The organism is Desulfobulbus rhabdoformis, from assembly GCF_016919065.1.
Lineage (GTDB): Bacteria > Desulfobacterota > Desulfobulbia > Desulfobulbales > Desulfobulbaceae > Desulfobulbus > Desulfobulbus rhabdoformis.
In genome coordinates this window covers 1-18,885 of sequence record NZ_JAFFQA010000063.1, presented here as the reverse complement: position 1 = coordinate 18,885, position 18,885 = coordinate 1, and the positions used below count along the sequence as shown (strand labels likewise).

Annotated in this window: 17 protein-coding genes; 16 read left to right on the top strand and 1 reads right to left on the bottom strand. The window is 42.9% G+C overall.

Going from position 1 to position 18,885, the window contains the following annotated elements; genetic code table 11:
* Window positions 1-84 precede the first annotated feature (84 nt).
* On the bottom strand, window positions 85-852 hold the full coding sequence (locus tag JWJ90_RS20885) for a nucleoside-diphosphate sugar epimerase/dehydratase (RefSeq protein WP_205229159.1): 768 nt from the start codon (window positions 850-852) through the stop codon (window positions 85-87).
* Between the two features lie 81 nt (window positions 853-933).
* On the opposite strand from JWJ90_RS20885, the gene JWJ90_RS20880 reads away from it, so the two are divergent.
* From JWJ90_RS20880 to JWJ90_RS20805, 16 genes are all read left to right on the top strand, one after another.
* Window positions 934-1,767, top strand: coding sequence for an XrtA system polysaccharide deacetylase (locus tag JWJ90_RS20880; protein ID WP_205229158.1), 834 nt, complete (start codon window positions 934-936; stop codon window positions 1,765-1,767).
* Between the two features lie 8 nt (window positions 1,768-1,775).
* Window positions 1,776-2,639: an exosortase gene (locus tag JWJ90_RS20875; protein ID WP_205229157.1), complete on the top strand. Its 864-nt coding sequence runs from the start codon at window positions 1,776-1,778 to the stop codon at window positions 2,637-2,639.
* Window positions 2,636-3,283 carry an exosortase C-terminal domain/associated protein EpsI gene (locus JWJ90_RS20870; RefSeq protein ID WP_205229156.1) on the top strand — a complete coding sequence of 216 codons (648 nt, stop codon included), beginning with the start codon at window positions 2,636-2,638 and terminating at the stop codon, window positions 3,281-3,283. The genes JWJ90_RS20875 and JWJ90_RS20870 overlap by 4 nt, the downstream gene beginning before the upstream one ends.
* Before the next feature lie 4 nt (window positions 3,284-3,287).
* The gene (locus tag JWJ90_RS20865) at window positions 3,288-4,433 is read left to right on the top strand and encodes a glycosyltransferase family 2 protein (protein ID WP_205229155.1); all 1,146 of its coding nucleotides are present in this window, start codon (window positions 3,288-3,290) and stop codon (window positions 4,431-4,433) included.
* Window position 4,434: 1 nt separating this feature from the next.
* Window positions 4,435-5,583, top strand: coding sequence for a glycosyltransferase (locus JWJ90_RS20860; protein WP_205229154.1), 1,149 nt, complete (start codon window positions 4,435-4,437; stop codon window positions 5,581-5,583).
* Window positions 5,580-6,671: a glycosyltransferase gene (locus tag JWJ90_RS20855; RefSeq protein WP_205229153.1), complete on the top strand. Its 1,092-nt coding sequence runs from the start codon at window positions 5,580-5,582 to the stop codon at window positions 6,669-6,671. Before JWJ90_RS20860 ends, JWJ90_RS20855 begins: the two co-directional genes overlap by 4 nt.
* 133 nt (window positions 6,672-6,804) lie before the next feature.
* Window positions 6,805-7,776 (top strand): GNAT family N-acetyltransferase, encoded by a 972-nt coding sequence (locus JWJ90_RS20850; RefSeq protein ID WP_205229152.1) that lies wholly within the window; start codon window positions 6,805-6,807, stop codon window positions 7,774-7,776.
* Between the two features lie 338 nt (window positions 7,777-8,114).
* Window positions 8,115-8,477: a hypothetical protein gene (locus JWJ90_RS20845; protein ID WP_205229151.1), complete on the top strand. Its 363-nt coding sequence runs from the start codon at window positions 8,115-8,117 to the stop codon at window positions 8,475-8,477.
* Window positions 8,478-8,492: 15 nt separating this feature from the next.
* A complete protein-coding gene (locus JWJ90_RS20840; RefSeq protein WP_205229150.1) occupies window positions 8,493-9,512 on the top strand; it encodes a polysaccharide deacetylase family protein in 1,020 nt (339 codons plus the stop codon).
* Complete coding sequence (locus JWJ90_RS20835; protein ID WP_205229149.1) at window positions 9,509-10,783, top strand: glycosyltransferase; 1,275 nt, start codon at window positions 9,509-9,511, stop codon at window positions 10,781-10,783. The genes JWJ90_RS20840 and JWJ90_RS20835 overlap by 4 nt, the downstream gene beginning before the upstream one ends.
* Window positions 10,784-10,787: 4 nt before the next feature.
* Window positions 10,788-12,314: an oligosaccharide flippase family protein gene (locus tag JWJ90_RS20830; protein ID WP_205229148.1), complete on the top strand. Its 1,527-nt coding sequence runs from the start codon at window positions 10,788-10,790 to the stop codon at window positions 12,312-12,314.
* Between the two features lie 29 nt (window positions 12,315-12,343).
* On the top strand, window positions 12,344-13,609 hold the full coding sequence (locus tag JWJ90_RS20825) for an O-antigen ligase family protein (protein WP_205229147.1): 1,266 nt from the start codon (window positions 12,344-12,346) through the stop codon (window positions 13,607-13,609).
* Window positions 13,610-13,626: 17 nt separating this feature from the next.
* Window positions 13,627-14,523 (top strand): glycosyltransferase, encoded by an 897-nt coding sequence (locus JWJ90_RS20820; RefSeq protein WP_205229146.1) that lies wholly within the window; start codon window positions 13,627-13,629, stop codon window positions 14,521-14,523.
* 9 nt (window positions 14,524-14,532) lie between these two features.
* Window positions 14,533-16,419, top strand: a complete 1,887-nt coding sequence (gene asnB, locus JWJ90_RS20815; RefSeq protein ID WP_205229145.1) for an asparagine synthase (glutamine-hydrolyzing) — start codon at window positions 14,533-14,535, stop codon at window positions 16,417-16,419.
* Between the two features lie 11 nt (window positions 16,420-16,430).
* A complete protein-coding gene (locus tag JWJ90_RS20810; RefSeq protein WP_205229144.1) occupies window positions 16,431-17,273 on the top strand; it encodes a class I SAM-dependent methyltransferase in 843 nt (280 codons plus the stop codon).
* The gene (locus JWJ90_RS20805) at window positions 17,254-18,426 is read left to right on the top strand and encodes a glycosyltransferase family 4 protein (RefSeq protein WP_205229143.1); all 1,173 of its coding nucleotides are present in this window, start codon (window positions 17,254-17,256) and stop codon (window positions 18,424-18,426) included. The genes JWJ90_RS20810 and JWJ90_RS20805 overlap by 20 nt, the downstream gene beginning before the upstream one ends.
* The last annotated feature ends 459 nt before the right edge of the window (window positions 18,427-18,885 follow it).

Sequence of the window (18,885 nt, the reverse complement as noted above, 5' to 3'; positions counted from 1 at the left end):
CGGTGCGGTAGACTGCTGTCTACGATCAAAATGGCCGGAAGGAGAAATCCTTCCGGCCATCTACGTTGGAAAAATAGCTGGTAATTATACGTGAGAAACATGTTGGACGGGAACTTGAGAATCTACAATGGCCTCGTAAAAAGTGACCCCATCTTCGATTAGTTTGCCTTGCAGCTTGCTGTCCAAGAGATCGTGTATTGGCATGGTCCCACGACGATCATCCAAGGCAACAACAATCCGCTCGACTTTTGCAAGCTGTGGATGCTGACGTATATCACCTAACCTCTCATAAACAGGAGCAATTCCCTGCGCAAAGAAAGAAGCTGCATTGCCGATGTAAGCGCTAATCACAACACCGAATTCCTGATTGGCGTTGACTTCCTGGCTAATACGTTCAGCGGTCTCACCGGTACCAATAATGATAACCTCACGCACAAAAATTTTCTTCTCAAGAACAAGATGATACAGCGAGCGCCACCCCAACAAACTGATGCAGATAATAAGATAACTTTTCCAAAATAATGAGGTTGATATAATAATCGATGGAAAGAGCGCGTACAGAAACGCCAAAATAATGCACCCCACCCCAAAAGCCTGCATCATACGAATAAAGGTGTCTGTGGTCGTCCCTGGCTTACGCAGATCATACAGATCGTAAAAATACAGGGATAACTGAAAAATCAGGGTAACGATAAATGCACGAATAATATGTTCGTTAGGGGCGATTACAAAAATAGACCAACCGGTAAAAAATAACAAGATGCCGAATACACTGCTAAAAATCAGCACCCCTTCGCCCAGAAAAAACAACAATTTACGTACAGGATAATATTTGTTAAAAAAAGTAGGCATGATAATTCGTTAAGTTTTCCTTCAGGCAATGGCTAAATGTACCTTTTCGTTCCGTATTCCTTTTTCCCTAGACCTCCTGCCATGAACCCTATTATCAATTATTTAAGCATTGACGTAGAAGATTATTTTCAGGTTTCCGCTTTCGAAAATGTTATCAAGAGTAAAAAGTGGGAGACAATGGAACAACGGATAGAAAAAAATATGGAGACTATCCTTAATATTTTGCACGAACACTCCGTGCATGCAACATTTTTTGTTGTCGGGTGGGTTGCACAAAAATACCCCTTGTTAGTTAAAAAAATCAACCAACAAGGCCATGCACTAGGCTGCCACAGCTATTGGCATCGTAAAGTTTATGACTTAACACAAGACGAATTCCGAGAAGATACACAAAAAACAAAAGATATTCTCGAAGACATAATCGGCCAACCAATTTATGGATATCGAGCGCCCAGCTACTCCGTCACAAAAGAATCACTTTGGGCTATTGATATCCTGAAAGAACTCGGTTTTCGGTACGACTCCTCAATTTTCCCGATTCATCACGATAGGTATGGTATTCCAGATGCCCCGAGATTCCCATACTATCATGCAAACGGATTATTAGAATACCCTTTATCTACACTCGCACTATGCGGCCAGCGGCTACCTATTGCGGGGGGGGGCTATTTTCGCCTCTTCCCATATAGGTTTTCTCGCTGGGCGTTGAAAAAGATTAATCGTCAAGAGGGAAAACCCTTTGTATTTTATCTTCATCCTTGGGAAGTAGATCCCGACCAACCTAGGGTCCATGCCGCTTCTAATTTGTCAAAGTTTAGACATTACAATCAACTTCACAAAACGAAATCCCGGTTCACACAACTATTGCAAGATTTCAAATTTCAACCTATCCCACCCCAAAATTCAACCATTTAAGGCTGAAAGTGAAAAAAAAAATTCTTCCCAATAAATTTTTCAAAATATTTGCAATACAAATAGCTCTCATAACAGGTTCATTTATTTTTGCATACTACCCAGTATTTGCAAGCTTAGTAAAAACTTGGGCAAATTCTGAAGATTACTCCCACGCTTTTTTTATTATACCAATAAGTATATATTTTACATTAGAGCACAAGGAAGTTATAAAAACAAATTACTTTAATAAAAAATTTTCAACGGCAGGATTTATTTTTTTTATACTGTCAACTCTAGTTTATATATTCAGCATATCTGCTAAAATATACACTCTATCTTCAATTGCGTTAGTACTATCACTCATATGCTTAACATGGACACTAACAGGCAAAGAGTCAATAAAAACCATTGCTTTTTCATTGTTTTTTCTATTCTTAATGATTCCTATACCATCTCAAATCTATTCATCCGCCACGATTCCATTACAGCTTATAGTCACCGACATAAGCGCAATAGCAATAAAATCATTAAACATCCCTCTATTCCAACAAGGAAATACCTTACACCTACCTGATACAACTCTACAAGTTGTTGAAGCTTGCAGTGGCTTGAGGTCAATAATTTCACTTTTTACATTAAGTATTATTTTTGGACACATACACCACAATACAATTAAAGAAAAATTAATCCTGGCGTCTACAACAGTCCCAATAGCCATATTTATAAATATACTAAGAATTACGGTAATGGTAATATCCCTATATTATTTCAAGATAGACTTAACCGAGGGATCACTCCATACCTATTTTGGATTAATAATATTTACCCTATCTATACTTCTTATGTTATTATCATCTAAATTTATTTATTATTTAAACAATCGGATATCATGAAAAAAATATTTTTGAATTTTTTTTTAATAGCGATACTATTAGTAACAGGATTATTTTCACACAACCCATTTCAAGATGAAAACATCATTAAATTTAAAAAATTAAATACTCTAGCAAAAGATTACCCCCACTGGAAATATTTATCATCAATTCCCATGGATGAAAAAATAAAAAATGCACTCAATCTAGATGATTATATTTTCGAAAAATTTTCTGATGGGGAAAGTATAATAACTTTATACATTGGTTATTATTATAATGCAAAAAAAGTTGGCGCAGCACATGATCCGATGGTCTGCTTTCCAGGGCAGGGCTGGAAGGTTTTAAAAACTTCCAAAAAATCGTATAAAATAAATAAAAACGATCATTATGATATAAAATATTCGACCATTACAGCATCTCTTGGAGAGCAATACGAGCACATTCTTTACTGGTTTCAAGCTCATAACAAAACAGCACAGAATACTTTATTACAAAAAATATTCCTCTTTAAATCAACAATACGGAGAGAAGGGCAAGAGAATGCATTTGTACGGTTTAGCACTCCTTGCGCACAACACAACACAGAGTATTGCGAACAAAAGATATTAAGCTTTGTCCAAGAATTCTACCCAGGATTTCTTAAATTCACCACAACAAACTAATTCTATGCCCATACAGATAATTTTAATATTCTCACTTATAAGCATATTCTATATTTATTTCGGATACCCCATACTCATACATGCCCTTTCTCTGATCAAAGAAAAATATATAAACAAAAAAAATATACAACCTACAGTCACCATCATCATTGCTGCCTACAATGAAGCAGAATCTATCAAGGAAACAGTAACCAATAAACTAAAACTCAACTATCCCCATGATAAGATAGAAATAATCGTAGTCTCCGATGAATCTACTGATGAGACTGATAACATAGTTACTGCATATTGCGACTCAAGGATTCGCCTTATCCGCCAAACACCACGCGCTGGAAAGACCTCGGCACTCAACCTGGCCGTTCCTTTTGCACAAGGGGAAATTATTGTCTTTTCAGACGCGAATTCCCATTATGACTCACAGGCACTTCGCCACCTCGTCGCCAATTTCGCGGATCCTGAAGTCGGATATGTTACAGGCAAGATGATTTACACAAACTCCGACGGAACCATGGTTGGAGACGGTTGCTCGGCATACATGAAATATGAAAATTTTTTACGGCAAGCTGAATCAAAAACAGGGTCAATTGTTGGGGTTGATGGCGGAATCGATGCCATGCGTAAAGACCTCTACCAACGAATGAATCCTGACCAATTACCAGATTTTGTCCAACCGCTAATGGTGGTCACCCGGGGATACCGTGTAGTCTACGAACCCAAGGCCCTTCTTAAGGAAGCAAGCCTCAAAAGTTCCCATGACGAATACCGCATGCGAGTCAGAGTTGCACTCCGGGCTTTTTGGGCCATTTCGGACATGAAGCATCTCTTATCTTTTAGCCTCAACCCTCTGTTTTCCTGGCAGCTTTGGTCACACAAGCTCTTACGTTATTTATGTTTTATTTTTTTGTTATCCGCATTTTGCAGTAATATAATTTTGCTGGGATGCGGATGGAGTTACACCTTTCTTTTTGTCTTACAGTGCAGTTTTTACGGGGCTGCACTCATAACCTCAACACTCGAGTCCAGCGGAAAGACCTCCGTCCTCCTCGGATTTATACGCTATTTCACTCTACTAAACCTTGCTTGCGCGCAGGCTTTCGTCAAATTCTTACGTAGACAAAAGCAGGTGACCTGGACCCCAAGAAAAGGCTGACATGAAAATCCTGCACATCATAGACAGTGAAGGATTATATGGCGCAGAAATCATGCTCATAACCCTTATGCAGGCACAAAAAGCAATTGGCCTGTCGCCTCTCTTAGTGTGCATAGGAACTCCAGAGAGTCAGCCCAAACCCCTTGAAATTGAAGCCCAACAAAAAGGGCTGGATGTTCGCCCATGGGAAATGCGACCAGGTCTCAATTTAAAGTCTGTTAGGGCTCTGTGCCAATTTGCTGACGAGAACGACTTTTCTCTTATTCATTCTCATGGTTACAAAGGCAACATCCTTCTGGGGTTAATGCCATTTACAGGAAGAACTCTCCCTCTTGTCGCTACTTTGCATGGGTGGACATGGACCGGGAAACTCAATCGGATGATGCTTTATGAATGGCTTGATACCCTCAGCCTGCATAAGGTTAACCATGTTGTCGTTGTCAATGCACACATGTTACTCCACCATCGCCTGAGATCGATCCCCTCTCATAAGAAATCAGTTATTTTTAATGGATTAAATTTCTCTTCACTTAGCCCAAAACAGAAAATCCCTATCTCTGACGATGTTTCTAATTTTATAAAAAACCGATTCACCATTGTTGCTGTCGGCAGACTTTCCCCTGAAAAAGGTTTTTCTTTATTGATTGAAGCTGTCGCAGATTTAATCCATGACGAACAAGACATCCAACTCTTAATCCTTGGAGAAGGTAACTTACGTGACTCCTTAACAGCACAAGCAAATACACTTGGCATTTCCTGTAGAGTCATGATGCCTGGATATGTAACCTCTGTACTGCCCTATCTCCAGCGGTGCCAACTTTTTGCGATGCCTTCCCTCACAGAAGGACTCCCCATGGCTTTACTGGAAGCCATGTTTGTTAAAATTCCTATTGTAGCAAGCCGTGTTGGCGGTATTCCAAGTGCCCTCCTTGATGGAGATGCAGGCTTGTTAATTGACTCCGGTGATAAAGAGGCATTAACTCACTCAATTAGAATAATTTACTCTCAGCCTCAAAGTTTCGCGGAGATGGTGCAACGCGCACAAACTCATGCGCTTACCGAATTTACCGCCCAACGAATGGCCGAAGGATACCTCGACATCTATGAACAGGTTGTAAGGTCTAAGACATCAACGACGTCTACATCATGAACGTTTTATATTTAATTGACAGTCTCACCCATGGGGGCACTGAGCGGCAACTCGTTGAATTAATCAAACACCTGGATCATGCGCGCATACATCCACATTTATGCACTTTAAAACCATCCAAAGGACTCTACGACAGTCTCCCCATTCCTAAAGTATGTCTCAATTTTAGGAGTTTTGTTCACCCTTCACTTGTGCCAGTAACTCTAAAACTTGCTTCATTTATTCGGCAACATCGTATCGACATTGTTCAGACCTTTTTTCAAGACGCCTGCCTCCTAGGTGCTTTAATCAAAGCTTTAACGAGGGTGAAACTGGTTGGCTCTTTTCGTGATTTGGGTTTCTGGGCAACATCATCAGAAAATTTCAAAATGCGAATTGCTTATCCGAGCTACAACGGTTTCATTGCCAATTCAGAAGCAGTCAAGCAACATTTCAGCTCTACTTACAATATTGCAACCGACAAGATTAAGGTAATTTATAATGGATTAGACACAGCTTTTATCCCTCAGGAATTAAGCGAAGCTGGGGATGACACTCCACCTATCGTCGGTATTGTGGCAAACCTGAACCGTCCTGTAAAACGAGTTCAAGATTTTATCGAGATTGCTGCCCGAATACATCGCAACCGCCCCGAAACAAGATTTTATGTTATTGGCGGAGGGCATTTGCAAGCCGACCTTGAACGGCAGGCGGCAGATCTAGGTCTTACTGCGGCCACCACCTTCACCGGCATGGTAGAGAATCCTCTCGATTTTATTATACGTTTTAGCGTTGGGGTGATAACATCGGAAACAGAAGGTTTTTGCAACGCCCTGATCGAATATATGGCCTGTGGACTCCCTGTGGTCGCAACTCAAGTGGGTGGCACCCCCGAGCTAGTTCGTAATGGAGAAAACGGTTTCCTTTATGAAACGGGCAATATAGATCAGGCTGTAGCATTCATTCAACAATTACTCGACGATACAAAACTATACGGCCAGATTTCCGACAAAAACCGCAATGCTATACAGCAACGCTTTAGCATGAAATCCTCAGTCAACTTGACCAGCACATACTATGAACATTTGATCGCAAAGGCTCCAGAATAAAGCGCCAGTATTCCACCTTAGTGAATATATTAATTATTATATATTATCAGGGCATTACACAAAAACGACCCAAAATATATCTTGTTTTGGGATAGTTACTCGCGTTATTAAATTTCTCTATAAGGGCCATATCATGCAAATCCGTTTATTCGATCTTGACCATGAAAATCCTGAAAAGCTCTGGCGCCTGTTTCGCGAGGTGTACGGAACTGATGAGAATGCAAGAAAACGCTGGGCTTGGGAAATAAATCAGCATCCTTTCAAAGACCGTATTCGCATCCACATTGCAGATGAAGAGGGAGCGATTGTCGGCATGACGATTCGTTTACCGATACAACTGGTCACGGATGACACTGAGCAACATGCTGAATTTGCGGTCAATACTATGGTGCACCCAGACTACAGGAGACATGGTCTCGTGAAAACCCTCTATCGCCAGGCTATAGAGGAAGGAAATTTACAGCTTTCAAAAGGGACAATGCCAGCCATGGTTCGACAATTAGAATCCATGGGATATCATGATATCACTGCCCCAAAAACTTTAGTTTTCCTGCTCTCACCGTTTCGCTGGATGTACCAGAAGCTAACGAAAAAAAATCTGGTCTTTCCATGGTCACGCACTAAAAATTTACCTCACAACTATGCTTTAATTGATGAATTTACACATATTCCTGAAGAGGTAAGCTGCGAAGCGCGATTGTCTTCTTTTCGTTCCACAAAATATTTGAATTGGAGATATAAGGCCATCCCCCACCGTAAATACGAATGCTATGCTCACTTTTCAGGTACAAAAACGGTTGGTTGGTTTGTGCTGCGTATGGCTGGTACCACTGCATACCTCGTTGACCTTTCCTGGATTCCTGCGGAAGAAACTGCGTCAAATCTTATAACAGCGGCAATGCAAGCAGCCCGGAACCATAATGCAATAAAAATGGTCTATTGGGGAACCTTGCACACACTTAACCAAGAAATGAAGCGTCACGGTGCTTTTGAGCGACCAGCTGTGCCCGGTTTCAGGTTTATTGCTCGCAATGAATATTGGAATGAATTTCGCTGGGAGAACGCCCATTTTGTTCAGGGCGATGGTGATTATGATTATTTATAAATGCTAGGTACCGTGGGATAGTACAACCTTATAATCGCTTACAAGGGAAGAGATTCGATCATACGGTCATTTTGTCTCTTGTTTCACCTGAAAATATTAATTATTTGTAACTACTCACCCCCTCTAAAAAATACTAAAACCCAAACAAATAACTTGACAGGTTTTTGCCGGAATTTTTTCCAATAGCCAGGGGTGCCAACAAAAATGCCCATCAACGCATCTGGTCGTCTCTAAATCGTTCCAATATTGCGTTCCGATAGCAAACAGATGCGATAGCGCTCAATCGTTCAACTCAGGGGCACACAGGAGGTCGAAAAAAGCCATGGTATAGTAAACCCATGGGAACAGTAAACAAAATAAGGGTCCGCGAGGAAGTCGATCTCCTTAAACAGGAATTTGAACAGCTTTGTTCCGACGGCAAAGTCTCCTCTGAGATACGGGTCTTGGTTAACAGTCTGCTGGTTGTCGTCGAGTTGATACTCTCTATTTTTCTTGAGAAGACAACGCGCAAGGGAAATAGAAACTCGAGCATTCCTTCTTCGCAAACCGAGAAAGACGAAACCGCTACCAAGCATTGCACCACTGCCGGCAAGGGAAAACAAGTCAATGGGCGTGTTGGTAATACACGCGTCAAAGAATCAGTCACCACTGCTCAGGTCGAGGTGTGTGATATCTGCGGAATGGTACACGGTACCATGTAACGGAAAATGGGAACTATGCCAAATGTCGCAAGTTTAAAGAAGTGGGTCAGAGCATCATCTGTTTCCAGAGCATTTTTGCAGGTATTCCTACCGGATACCCCAAGAATTTTTGTGTATCACCGTTTTTCAAAACCGAATGAAGGGTGGAAGCATCGGGTTGATCAAGATACGTTCAAGTGGCAGTTGGAACAACTCGTTAAGAAATTTACAGTACTAACCTTGAAGGAGTGTTTAGAACATTACCATAAGAATGGACAGTGGCCTCCCCGCTGTGTCGTTCTTACCATTGATGACGGTTACCGTGATTTTTATCATTTTGCTTATCCTGCATTGCACAGTCTCGGCCTGAAAGCTACTTTTTTTGTTACCACAGCTTTTATTGATAAGAATATTTGGCTTTGGCCGGACCGTCTTGATTATGCTTTGCGAAATACGATTAAAACAGAATTAGTTGTAGAATTAGGAAAAGGTTTAAAGAAATTCCCATTAGTGACTGAATTAGACATATTTAATACATGGAAAATTTTGAGTGACTACTGCATCAGTATCCACAACATCGATAAATGGCATTTCATAGATATAGTGGAAAAGTATCTCAACGTTTTTGTCCCGGAGACACCAACAAAGGCGTATGCGGCTGTTACATGGGATGAATTACAAGAAATGGCAAAAAATGGCATTGAGATCGGCTCTCATACTGTCAACCATCATCTATTATCTAAAATCGATCTTCAAGAATCTAGAAAGGAGATCGTCGAATCTAAGCTCGTTTTGGAGAAAAAACTGGGACAACCTGTCCAAACATTCTGCTATCCCAACAGTGCGCCAGGCGATATAACTGATGCTGTTGTTAGAGAAGTAAAAGATGCAGGGTATATAGGTGCGGTTTTTGGCACAAACCTGACCCGCTGGACTCCTTATGAAATTCCACGTATGGGAGTTTCAAACGATAGAGATGATTTTCTCGCAAAGCTTGCCGGATTAGAGTTTGCCGGAATGAAACTGAGGGAAGCGCTTCAGAGGGGGAGGTTTTGAAGACTATTGCTCTTCTGACAGGCAGCTTCCCACCTGTAAACATCGTGGGTGCCTTGCGCCCGTTCCGACTGGCCAAACATCTCGGCAGGGCGGGTTGGAGAGTGCTTGTCATGACCCACCCTCCTAAGCCTGAACAGAGCTTAGACAAAGAGTTGTTAAATGAGCTGGATCCCTCGTGTGAGATCCTTTATGTAACTCGTCCAGAAAACGTGCAGCGCAAGTCCTCTCAATTAAAACGACGAGCACTTGGTACCACCAGAGAATATTTGCAAAAAATAATACGACCAGATCTAGACGTACTCCATATTCCTGCATTTATCAGTGCCTTTCGCACGGCATTTCAACAACAAGCTGTCGACGTGCTCCTCACAACATCGCCCACACATTCGATACATTTGGCAGGGCTTTTCATTAAAAAGCAATTCAACTTACCTTGGATCGTTGACTTTCGCGACCCCTGGGATGATTACATTATTACGGGGAGCGCAGATATTAGGCACCCGGTAGAACGGTATCTGGAGAAAAAAGTTGTCCGTAATGCTTCAGCTTTAATTTCTACAACCAAAACATATTCCCGGATATTGTCCAATAGACATCCAGACGTTGATCGCGATATTTTTTTTACCGTGACCAATAGTTTTTGTTCAGAAAAAATCCCTCAAGATTCCGTTAAATCGAAGGATAAATTCATTATTTGCTACACAGGGATATTTTATCCTTCCAAGGACCCCTACGAATTTTTCCGTGCGCTGTGCAGGTGGTTCGACAAGCTGCCTCTCTATGAGCGAGAATATTACAGGAGCATATTGGAAATCCATTTGATTGGGTCTGGAGATAGAGCTACACGAGAAATTATCAAAAAATTGAATCTTAACGATATCGTCGTATTTTTTGATAGAATGCCTCATATTCGGGCAATTGAACATACATGTAATGCTGATATGACCTTGATAAGTACCGGTTTAGGGGAAAAAACCCGTCCAGGGTGGCTACCATCAAAATTGTTTGAATATCTAGGAGCTCGAGTCCCAATTTTGGCTTTAATCCGAGAAGGGGAAATGGCGGAAATTATTCGTCAGACCAACAGCGGCTTTATAGTAAATGACCAGATTGATGATAACTTGGAAAAAATTATCAAGAAACATATTGATTATAAGTTCAGGAAACATGAGAGCGTATCGCTCGAAGAAGATATGTTCCAAAATATTGATACATACGAAGAGAGTAATACCATGAGGAAATTCATTTCAATTATTAAGGAAGCAAATTGACCCAATGTCAAAAATTATTTTTTTTAATTCTATCAGCAATATTGCTCTTTTTTTATTAAAATTGATTGTTGCGTTTATACTTACTCCAGTCATAGTTCATTCTTTAGGGGATCACGACTACGGAATCAATGAGATGGTTCTTGCCTTTATCGGTTATATGGGGTTGCTGGAAATCGGTATGCAACCGGCGGTAACACGTTTTGTTGCAAAATATAGTGCCTCTGATTCAACTAAAGAGCTGCAGCGCGTTTTTAGCAGCGCTCTATTCTTTTCGTTGCTTATTGGGCTTTTTGTTTCACTGCTTCTTGTGGCTTGGGCTTTGATTGGGGCATATGGGCTGGTTGAAAAAAACATGGACCCCTCGAAATATGTCCTTTTTCTTTTAATTGTCGCTTGCCAAGTTCTGGTGAGTTTTCCCGGCAATGTCATTATATGCATGCATCAGGGGCATCAACGCTATGGGCTTACCAATTTTGTTACGGCGGTTAATACCTTGACGGGCTCAGTGATACTCTATTTTTTTCTACAAGCTGGCTATGGGCTTATTTTCCTAACCGCTGCAAACACCATCGGAATAACCATTAAATTTGCAACATTGGGCTTTTTTTTGAAAAGATCATCCTGTGGTGAGTATCGATTTCGTTTCGCTGATATATGTTTATCGACTCTCAAGGAATTACTTGTGTTCGGGGGGAAAAGTTTTTTTCTTGGAGTGGCTTCAAGCTTCAGTAAAAAAGCCAGCCCCATAATGATAGGTGGTTTTGTTGGGCCCGCCTCCGTTGTCTTTTTTTCGCTACCAAGCAATTTGATCAGTTATTTGGCTAATCTCATCTCCGCTGCAACCCTCAGTTTCATGCCCTATTTCAGTAATCTTTATGCACTGGGTGATACAAGTAAAATCCGCAATGCGTTTCTATCCTCGTCCCGTTACCTCGTCGGCCTCTCTGGATGCGGCTTTCTAAGCGCTGGTTTTTTAGGTCCCGATTTCTTAGCACTATGGGTAGGGACGGAATACGGGCAAAAAGGAGAGATGGTTCTTTATCTTATAGCCTGTACAATGTTTGTTCGGGGGCTAAATCCTTTTCACGGACGTATTCTTACCGGTATGGATCACCATGGGGCACTCGCAAAAATTAGGTCATTTGAAGCAGGTGTGTATCTGGTTCTCGGGTTAATTATTGTCCAATTTGCAGGCATGGTTGGGGTAGCATTGGCAATTCTGGCTGCTTCCTTGTTAACGGAACCTCTGGTTTTGGTGCTGGTTTGCCGCAAAATTGAAATCCCTGTTTTCACGTATTTTAAGCAGGTTATTTTTCCAATAATTGTCCCAATGATAATGCTGAGTTTTTTTTATTTTCTCCTCTTGGAAAAGATACGAGTTGCTAGCTACGACATGTTTATCTTGGCCGGGATGGCGGGTTGCGTGGTGTACTTTCTTTTCTATTCATTCGTATCAATATCCCGTCAAGAGCGCTCGGATATATTCGCTTATATAAGCAAATCCATCCAACGTTTAAGACGCTCTTTATAATATTTTTTGGCTTCATTACAGGACCATGCATGCTGGCACGTGCTCTGCTCATCCTTTTTATGTTTAGCTATTTTATTCATTCCACGTCACGGTTTGTAATCTTGGCCGCGATCAGATTTGAATTTTTACTCGGGATCATGATTCTACTTTGCATTTTATTGGTCCAGTATCAGGACAAGTGGCGGTTATCAGTTCAATCTGGCAAGCGACTCTATTTCTTCCTTCTTTATGTTTTTCTTAGCCTCCCCTTGGTCACTTGGCCAGGATCAGTGCTCCGTTTTCATTTGGTTGAATGGATCAAAATAGCTATTTTTTTTATTTTTATTGTCACCCTTATCCGATCGGTTGCCCAGCTTAAATGTTTTTTTTATATGTTTATGGGCACACAGATGGTTCGTATTCTTGAACCTTTATACTTACACAAAACTACTGGGTATTGGGGTAGCGTGGCGTCTTCACATGTCAATGGTGCGCAGCAATTTCTCAACCGACTTTCCGGTGCGCCCCATGACATTGTCAATCCAAACCAATTGGCATGGGTCATCGTCAACATGGTTCCTTTCATTTATTTTTTATTATGGCAAGGGGGAAAAGCCTGTAAAATTATCGCATTGATCACGATAATCCCGTCGGTGTATGCCCTTTTACTCACAGGGTCGCGCAGTGGCCTTCTGTCTTTAATTTTTGTTTTCCTGACCATCATTTATTTTTCAAGAAATCGAATAAAAAATTTTTTGATGGCATTGGTATTGGGCTTTCCTGTAGCAATCTTTATTTTTGGAATACTTGGGACGGATTTGCAAACGCGCTATTTATCCGTGATAGATCATAACTTGGCGGGAGGTGACACAGCACAAGGGCGAATCGAATCACTGATTCGTGGAGTTGGTTCGATTTCGAACAATCCTCTCTTTGGTAATGGGCTCGGGACATCTCCCGAAACCAATGCCAATGTTATTGGCGGGCGTGCTCAAATGACGCATAATTTATATTTAGAGGTTTTTCAAGAGGTTGGACTAATAGGTTTTATTCTGTTCATGATGTATATATACAGCATTATTAAAAGCCTGATGGAAGCTAAAAACTTGTTAATCTACCAAGGTCGGGATGAAATTGATTGGTTATATCGCTTCACCACAGCGTTACAGGTCTGGATCGTTATGGATCTTTTCTACAGTTTGTCTTGTTTTGGCTTGCGTAGTTGGGAATGGTACTTTTTCGGTGCAGTGTCAACAGTTGTTCTTGCATTAGTTAGAGAACAGGGTCAACTTTCTGTTCTGCAGACGCCCTCTTGAAGCGGTAGGAAATTCCGATGAAACAATTTTCGTTTCCCTTGGTAACGGTCATCATTCCTTGTTTTAATCGGGAAAAGTATATCGTAGAAACGATTCAAAGCGTACTTGTACAAACGTGGCCCAATATTGAACTCATTGTTGTGGATGATGGTTGTACCGATGGGTCCCGAAAATTGATGGAATCATTTGGGTCGGCGCTAACCATATTGGATCATCCCGGCCGGGTCAATCGTGGGCAATCTGCCGCTGTTAATTTAGGTCTTGTCCATTGCCGTGGTGTGTATGTGGCTATACTGGACAGCGATGATTTGTTCAAACCAGAGAAAATTACAATGCAAGTTAATTTTCTTGAACAGCACCCAGAAATCGGCCTTGTATACAGTAACGGTCTCTACATAAATGATGCCGGCGAAGAACTTTTTTTAAGATATGGTGCAGGCCATCACCCCCCGAAGGATTCTAGCCAGGTACTGCTGGACTGCTGCTTTAATGTGCCATCCAATGCCCTTGTGCGTCGATCTTTATACGAACAAATCGGTTACCTGGACGAAACACTACGAGCGGCACAAGACCATGATCTTGGTATTCGTCTAGCCGAAGTTGCTGCTATTGAGTACCTGGACGAATGTCTCTGGTGCTACCGCAGACATGATGGCAGTATAAGCAATACCACGGCTAAGCTTCGCTGGCAGAATGGTTTCAAAATTCTAACGGCTGCCTGCAAGCGGTACCCGTATCCCGCTAAAATCCGGCGCAAACGGCGCGCCGTCCTCCATTTTCGAATGGGCCAATGTTTTTTGCAGGAAAAACAGTTTGTCCATGCTGCGTACCACCTAGCGATGGCTGGCTTGTTGGACCCACAACGAGCTTTAGGTGTTTTGATGGGTAATGAAAAAGCAGGAAGCCCCAATTAAGGAGACCAAATGTGCGGAATAGCTGGATACCTGTATGTCAACCGTGATCAGCCTGTAGATCGTCGCGTGGTTGAGCAGATGTGCTCGGTGATCCATCACAGGGGACCCGATGAATGGGGTATGTGGTGCGACGGCCCGGTGGGAATCGGGATGAAGCGGCTGCGGATTATAGACCTCAACGGCGGTCAGCAGCCAATGGCCAATGACGACAAAAGCATACATATCGTTTTTAACGGCGAGATTTACAACCATCTACAATTACGCGCCGAACTTAGTCAACGTGGCTACCGTTTTAGAACCTCCTCGGACACCGAGGCGATTCTGCGTATGTATGAAGAATACGGGGAGGCGTGTGTGACACGGTTACGTGGCATGTTCGCCTTTGCCATCTGGGACGGACGCAACCGTTCGCTCTTTCTTGCCAGGGACCGGATGGGAAAAAAGCCGCTGCACTATTTGTGTGATCACACGAAACTGGTTTTCGGTTCGGAAATAAAATCAATACTGCAGCACCCCGAGATCCATGCCGAGGTCAATCGTCCGGCGATTATTCCCTATCTAGGGTGCGGGTATGTCCCGGACCCGGCCACAATGTTCAAGGGGATCAACAAACTGCCACCAGCCCACACCCTAACCTGGCATGAAGGAAAATTCACTGTCAATCGATATTGGAATATCGAGTATCGTCCAGATTATAGCAAGACCGAGCAGCAGTGGCTGGCTGAGACCGAAGCACTTCTGGATGAGGCTGTCAAGATTAGGATGATGAGCGATGTCCCCTTAGGGGCTTTTCTCAGCGGTGGCATCGATTCAAGCTTGGTGGTGGCCTTGATGGCCCGGAATTTGGGCAGCCCTGTCAAGACCTTTTCCATCGGCTTTGATGAAGACCGGTACAATGAACTGCCCTATGCCCGCCTGGTCGCACAGAGATACGGGACCGATCATCATGAAGAAATTGTTCGTCCCGATGCAGAGGAGATTATCCCCTCGCTGATCCTCATGTTTGACGAGCCGTTTGCCGATTCCTCGGCCATCCCCACCTACTACGTCTCGCGTTTGGCGCGGCGTTATGTGACGGTAGCCCTTTCCGGCGATGGCGGGGACGAAGTCTTTGGCGGGTATGACCGCTATCTTGACAGCACACTAAGCGGTCGCACCGATCTGCTGCCCTTATGGCTGCGGCAAAGTGTGTTTGGTTTACCTGCAAGGTTATTGCCGTCTTCGTTTTCAGGCATCAATCTACTCCGTTATCTGGCAGCGGAAAAGGATGAGCGCTACCTTATGAAAATGACCAAGGGGATTTCGGCAATCGGTACCGAAGTCTTCAGCACCGATTTAATCCAAGAGGCCGGTGAAAATGATGCCGGTACGCCACTACGCGCCATTTTGCGGCAGGTTGACGGGCACGATGCAATCACCAGGCGGCAGTACCTGGACAGTCTCTCCTACCTGCCCGGCGATATTATGACCAAGGTTGATCGGGCCACCATGTTTGTCTCTCTTGAGGCCCGTGCCCCGTTGCTCGATCATCTTCTGGTTGAGTTTGCCGCTACCATGCCGGTGGAATATAAAATTCGTGGAAGAGTCAGGAAATATATATTGAAACAACTGGCCGAGAAACTGTTACCTCGGGAGTTGATTCAACGGCCCAAAATGGGTTTTGCCTTGCCGGTTTCCCAGTGGATTAACGCCCAATGGGCGGCAATGAGCCAGGATCTGGTGTTAGGTGAACGTGCCCGCCAGCGGGGCAATTTTAATCAGAATTATCTGAACCGGATAATGACTGAACATCGTTGCGGTCGGCGGGACAACAGCTACATAATATGGAGTTTAATGATGCTGGAGATGTGGTTTAGAAGCCATATTGACGGCCATTTATCTAATGTTGAGGGGTGACAGAGGCGATTATGGAAAATGAAAAAGTAAGCCGGAAAGATGAAATGGAGAGTTTGAATAAACAACAGGCAGTCTTTTATGACACCCCTGCGGCCCAGAGAAAACTCAACATCATCATGAAAACATGGCGGATTCTGCGGCGTCGAATGTACTATCTAATGGAACATTCAGGAATATGGCAGGATCTCTACACATTGCAGAAACAGTGGATTGGCCCCCTAGCAGGAAAGAAAGTTTTAGATTTTGGTTGTTTTTCAGGCAACACATTGAGCTATTACCTAGCCAGCAATGCCGGGTCTTATCTAGGGATTGACTTGAGTCAGGAAGCACTAAAACAACTTGATGATTATTTTAAGCGTAAAGGGGTCGCCAACGCCCGTGTTCAATGCGTGGATATTTTATCCAAGGATTTTACCGAGACCGGTTTTGATATTATTTATGCGCAGGGTGTGTTGCACCATTTTATGCCCATAGATATTGTCCTGCAAGTCTTGCAGGACAAATTGGCCCCAAAGGGAAGAATCGTCACACTTGATCCCATGCAAACAAGTCTGCTGACGCGCAGTGTACGTGCCATTTACCATCCTTTCCGTATTGACCGGGAATGGGAGTGGCCTTTTACACGTGACACTTTTACTTGTATTGGCAATTATTTTCAAATAACACACCTGCAAGGCGCTATGGGATTATCCAAGTGGGCCATACCTTTGGTATTTTGCAACAAAGCATTTGCTGTGCGAATGGCACAATATCTTCATGGTAAAGATATGCTGTCGGCTACCAGCCAGCAAAGCTTTCTTTGGGGCTGCATGCAGATAGCCATGTGCCTTGAGCATGGGCAAAAAGATGGTTAAAAAGCGTCTAAAGTTTTCCGGGGCGATGCGGGTGCTGCTGGTCGTCCGCTGGCCAGTCGGTGGTATCCGGACATTTATGCGCTATGTCTACCTTCGGTTTCCAGTTGAATCGTTCAGTTTTACTCTAATTGCGCCCGATCTACCCGAAACTAAAGTATTATTGGACGACCTCTCAGGGGGCGATGTAACTTTAATCCCGGTATCAAGCAATCCATCGGTGGTGGAACTTTGTTGGACTGTGACCAAGCAATTACTTCATGCCAAATTTGACATAGTCCATTCTCATGGATTTACCTCAGGTGTCTGTGCCGCTTTACCAGCACGACTGACAAGAGTGCCCCATTTGCTAACCTCCCATGATGTACTGCAGGAAAAACAGTTCTCACACAAATTCGGCAAGTTGAAGCGGCGTTACATTGGAATCGCTATTTCTTTTATCGATACTATTCAATCGGTCAGTCATGACGCGCAAAAAAATTTATTGGAATTTTTCCCGAGAATTCACGAACGGTGCCTTGTCATCTCAAATGGTATTGAGATTGAGCGGTTTCAGCAGGCTGAACCGCGAAATCTTCGCAAGGAATTATTCTTGTCGGATGAGTATTTTTTAATAGGCTTCCTTGGTCGATTCATGCGACAAAAAGGTTTTAACCACCTTGTTGATGCCGTAGAGCAGTTAACTCGGCATCAGAACCTGAAGAAAATTTTATTGGTCCTCGCTTTTGGTGAAGGTGGCTTTATCCGTGAAGAACGAGCTGCGTTGCGTCAACGTGGGTTAGAAGGTAATTTTTACTTCATGCCGTTCACTCCTAATGTTGCTGGTGTTATCAAAGGGCTTGATCTAGTGGTCATGCCTTCTTTGTGGGAAGCATGTCCATTGTTGCCCATGGAGGTATTAACCTGTGGGACTCCATTGGTTGCATCTAACTGCACTGGTTTACGAGAAGTGGTACAAGGGACACCAACTGTGGTGGTGGAAGCAGGGAATAGCAGCGCTTTGGCAACTGGCATCAAAGACTGCCTAGAAGAAAGTCGCCTTCAGCAGTTTATTGATTACATTCCAAAAGCAGCTCAACGCTACAATGTGCAACCTAAGGCTGACATGATTCGGGATCTGATGAATAAAATGGTATCAAAGATGCCTATAAATTGACTTTAATAAAACAAATAACAGTTTTGAAGCTGTAATTCTCAGTCAGCACTTCCCGTTATCCCGTAATGCCCTGTTTTTATGGGGTACGAGGGAATTGGTTTTCGTAAACTTTTAGAGAACATGCTTGGTTCCAAAACGGCTGCTCTCCGAGCGCCTCGGCAACGAGCTTAGACGCGATTAACTCATCAAAAATAAACGAAAAATTAATCAGGAGTAGCGTATTTTTTTCTTGACAAAGCCTTGAAGGTAAAAATCGATTTTTTTCATGGAATTACAACCAATTACATGGAGAATCGATTATGCAGTCACTGAAAATTTTCTCGATCAAGGCGTTACAACTGGTTGCACCGACGAACGGAAGAGCCGTGAACAAAACACTCCACGTGGACGCATTAATTCAAGCTATCAAAGCTGATTTTGGCAAACTTACCGATCATCGGGCCCAAAATGCCAAGATTG

What these genes read in the sequence shown, in the direction of transcription:
- JWJ90_RS20810 (WP_205229144.1), top strand. Translation starts at nt 16,431, where the DNA reads ATGGAAAATGAAAAAGTAAGCCGGAAAGATGAAATGGAGAGTTTGAAT.
- JWJ90_RS20840 (WP_205229150.1), top strand. Translation starts at nt 8,493, where the DNA reads ATGCCAAATGTCGCAAGTTTAAAGAAGTGGGTCAGAGCATCATCTGTT.
- JWJ90_RS20855 (WP_205229153.1), top strand. Translation starts at nt 5,580, where the DNA reads ATGAACGTTTTATATTTAATTGACAGTCTCACCCATGGGGGCACTGAG.
- JWJ90_RS20805 (WP_205229143.1), top strand. Translation starts at nt 17,254, where the DNA reads ATGGGCAAAAAGATGGTTAAAAAGCGTCTAAAGTTTTCCGGGGCGATG.
- JWJ90_RS20825 (WP_205229147.1), top strand. Translation starts at nt 12,344, where the DNA reads ATGCTGGCACGTGCTCTGCTCATCCTTTTTATGTTTAGCTATTTTATT.
- JWJ90_RS20830 (WP_205229148.1), top strand. Translation starts at nt 10,788, where the DNA reads ATGTCAAAAATTATTTTTTTTAATTCTATCAGCAATATTGCTCTTTTT.
- JWJ90_RS20870 (WP_205229156.1), top strand. Translation starts at nt 2,636, where the DNA reads ATGAAAAAAATATTTTTGAATTTTTTTTTAATAGCGATACTATTAGTA.
- JWJ90_RS20885 (WP_205229159.1), bottom strand. Translation starts at nt 852, where the DNA reads ATGCCTACTTTTTTTAACAAATATTATCCTGTACGTAAATTGTTGTTT.
- JWJ90_RS20850 (WP_205229152.1), top strand. Translation starts at nt 6,805, where the DNA reads ATGCAAATCCGTTTATTCGATCTTGACCATGAAAATCCTGAAAAGCTC.
- JWJ90_RS20845 (WP_205229151.1), top strand. Translation starts at nt 8,115, where the DNA reads ATGGGAACAGTAAACAAAATAAGGGTCCGCGAGGAAGTCGATCTCCTT.
- JWJ90_RS20860 (WP_205229154.1), top strand. Translation starts at nt 4,435, where the DNA reads ATGAAAATCCTGCACATCATAGACAGTGAAGGATTATATGGCGCAGAA.
- JWJ90_RS20820 (WP_205229146.1), top strand. Translation starts at nt 13,627, where the DNA reads ATGAAACAATTTTCGTTTCCCTTGGTAACGGTCATCATTCCTTGTTTT.
- JWJ90_RS20865 (WP_205229155.1), top strand. Translation starts at nt 3,288, where the DNA reads ATGCCCATACAGATAATTTTAATATTCTCACTTATAAGCATATTCTAT.
- JWJ90_RS20880 (WP_205229158.1), top strand. Translation starts at nt 934, where the DNA reads ATGAACCCTATTATCAATTATTTAAGCATTGACGTAGAAGATTATTTT.
- asnB (WP_205229145.1), top strand. Translation starts at nt 14,533, where the DNA reads ATGTGCGGAATAGCTGGATACCTGTATGTCAACCGTGATCAGCCTGTA.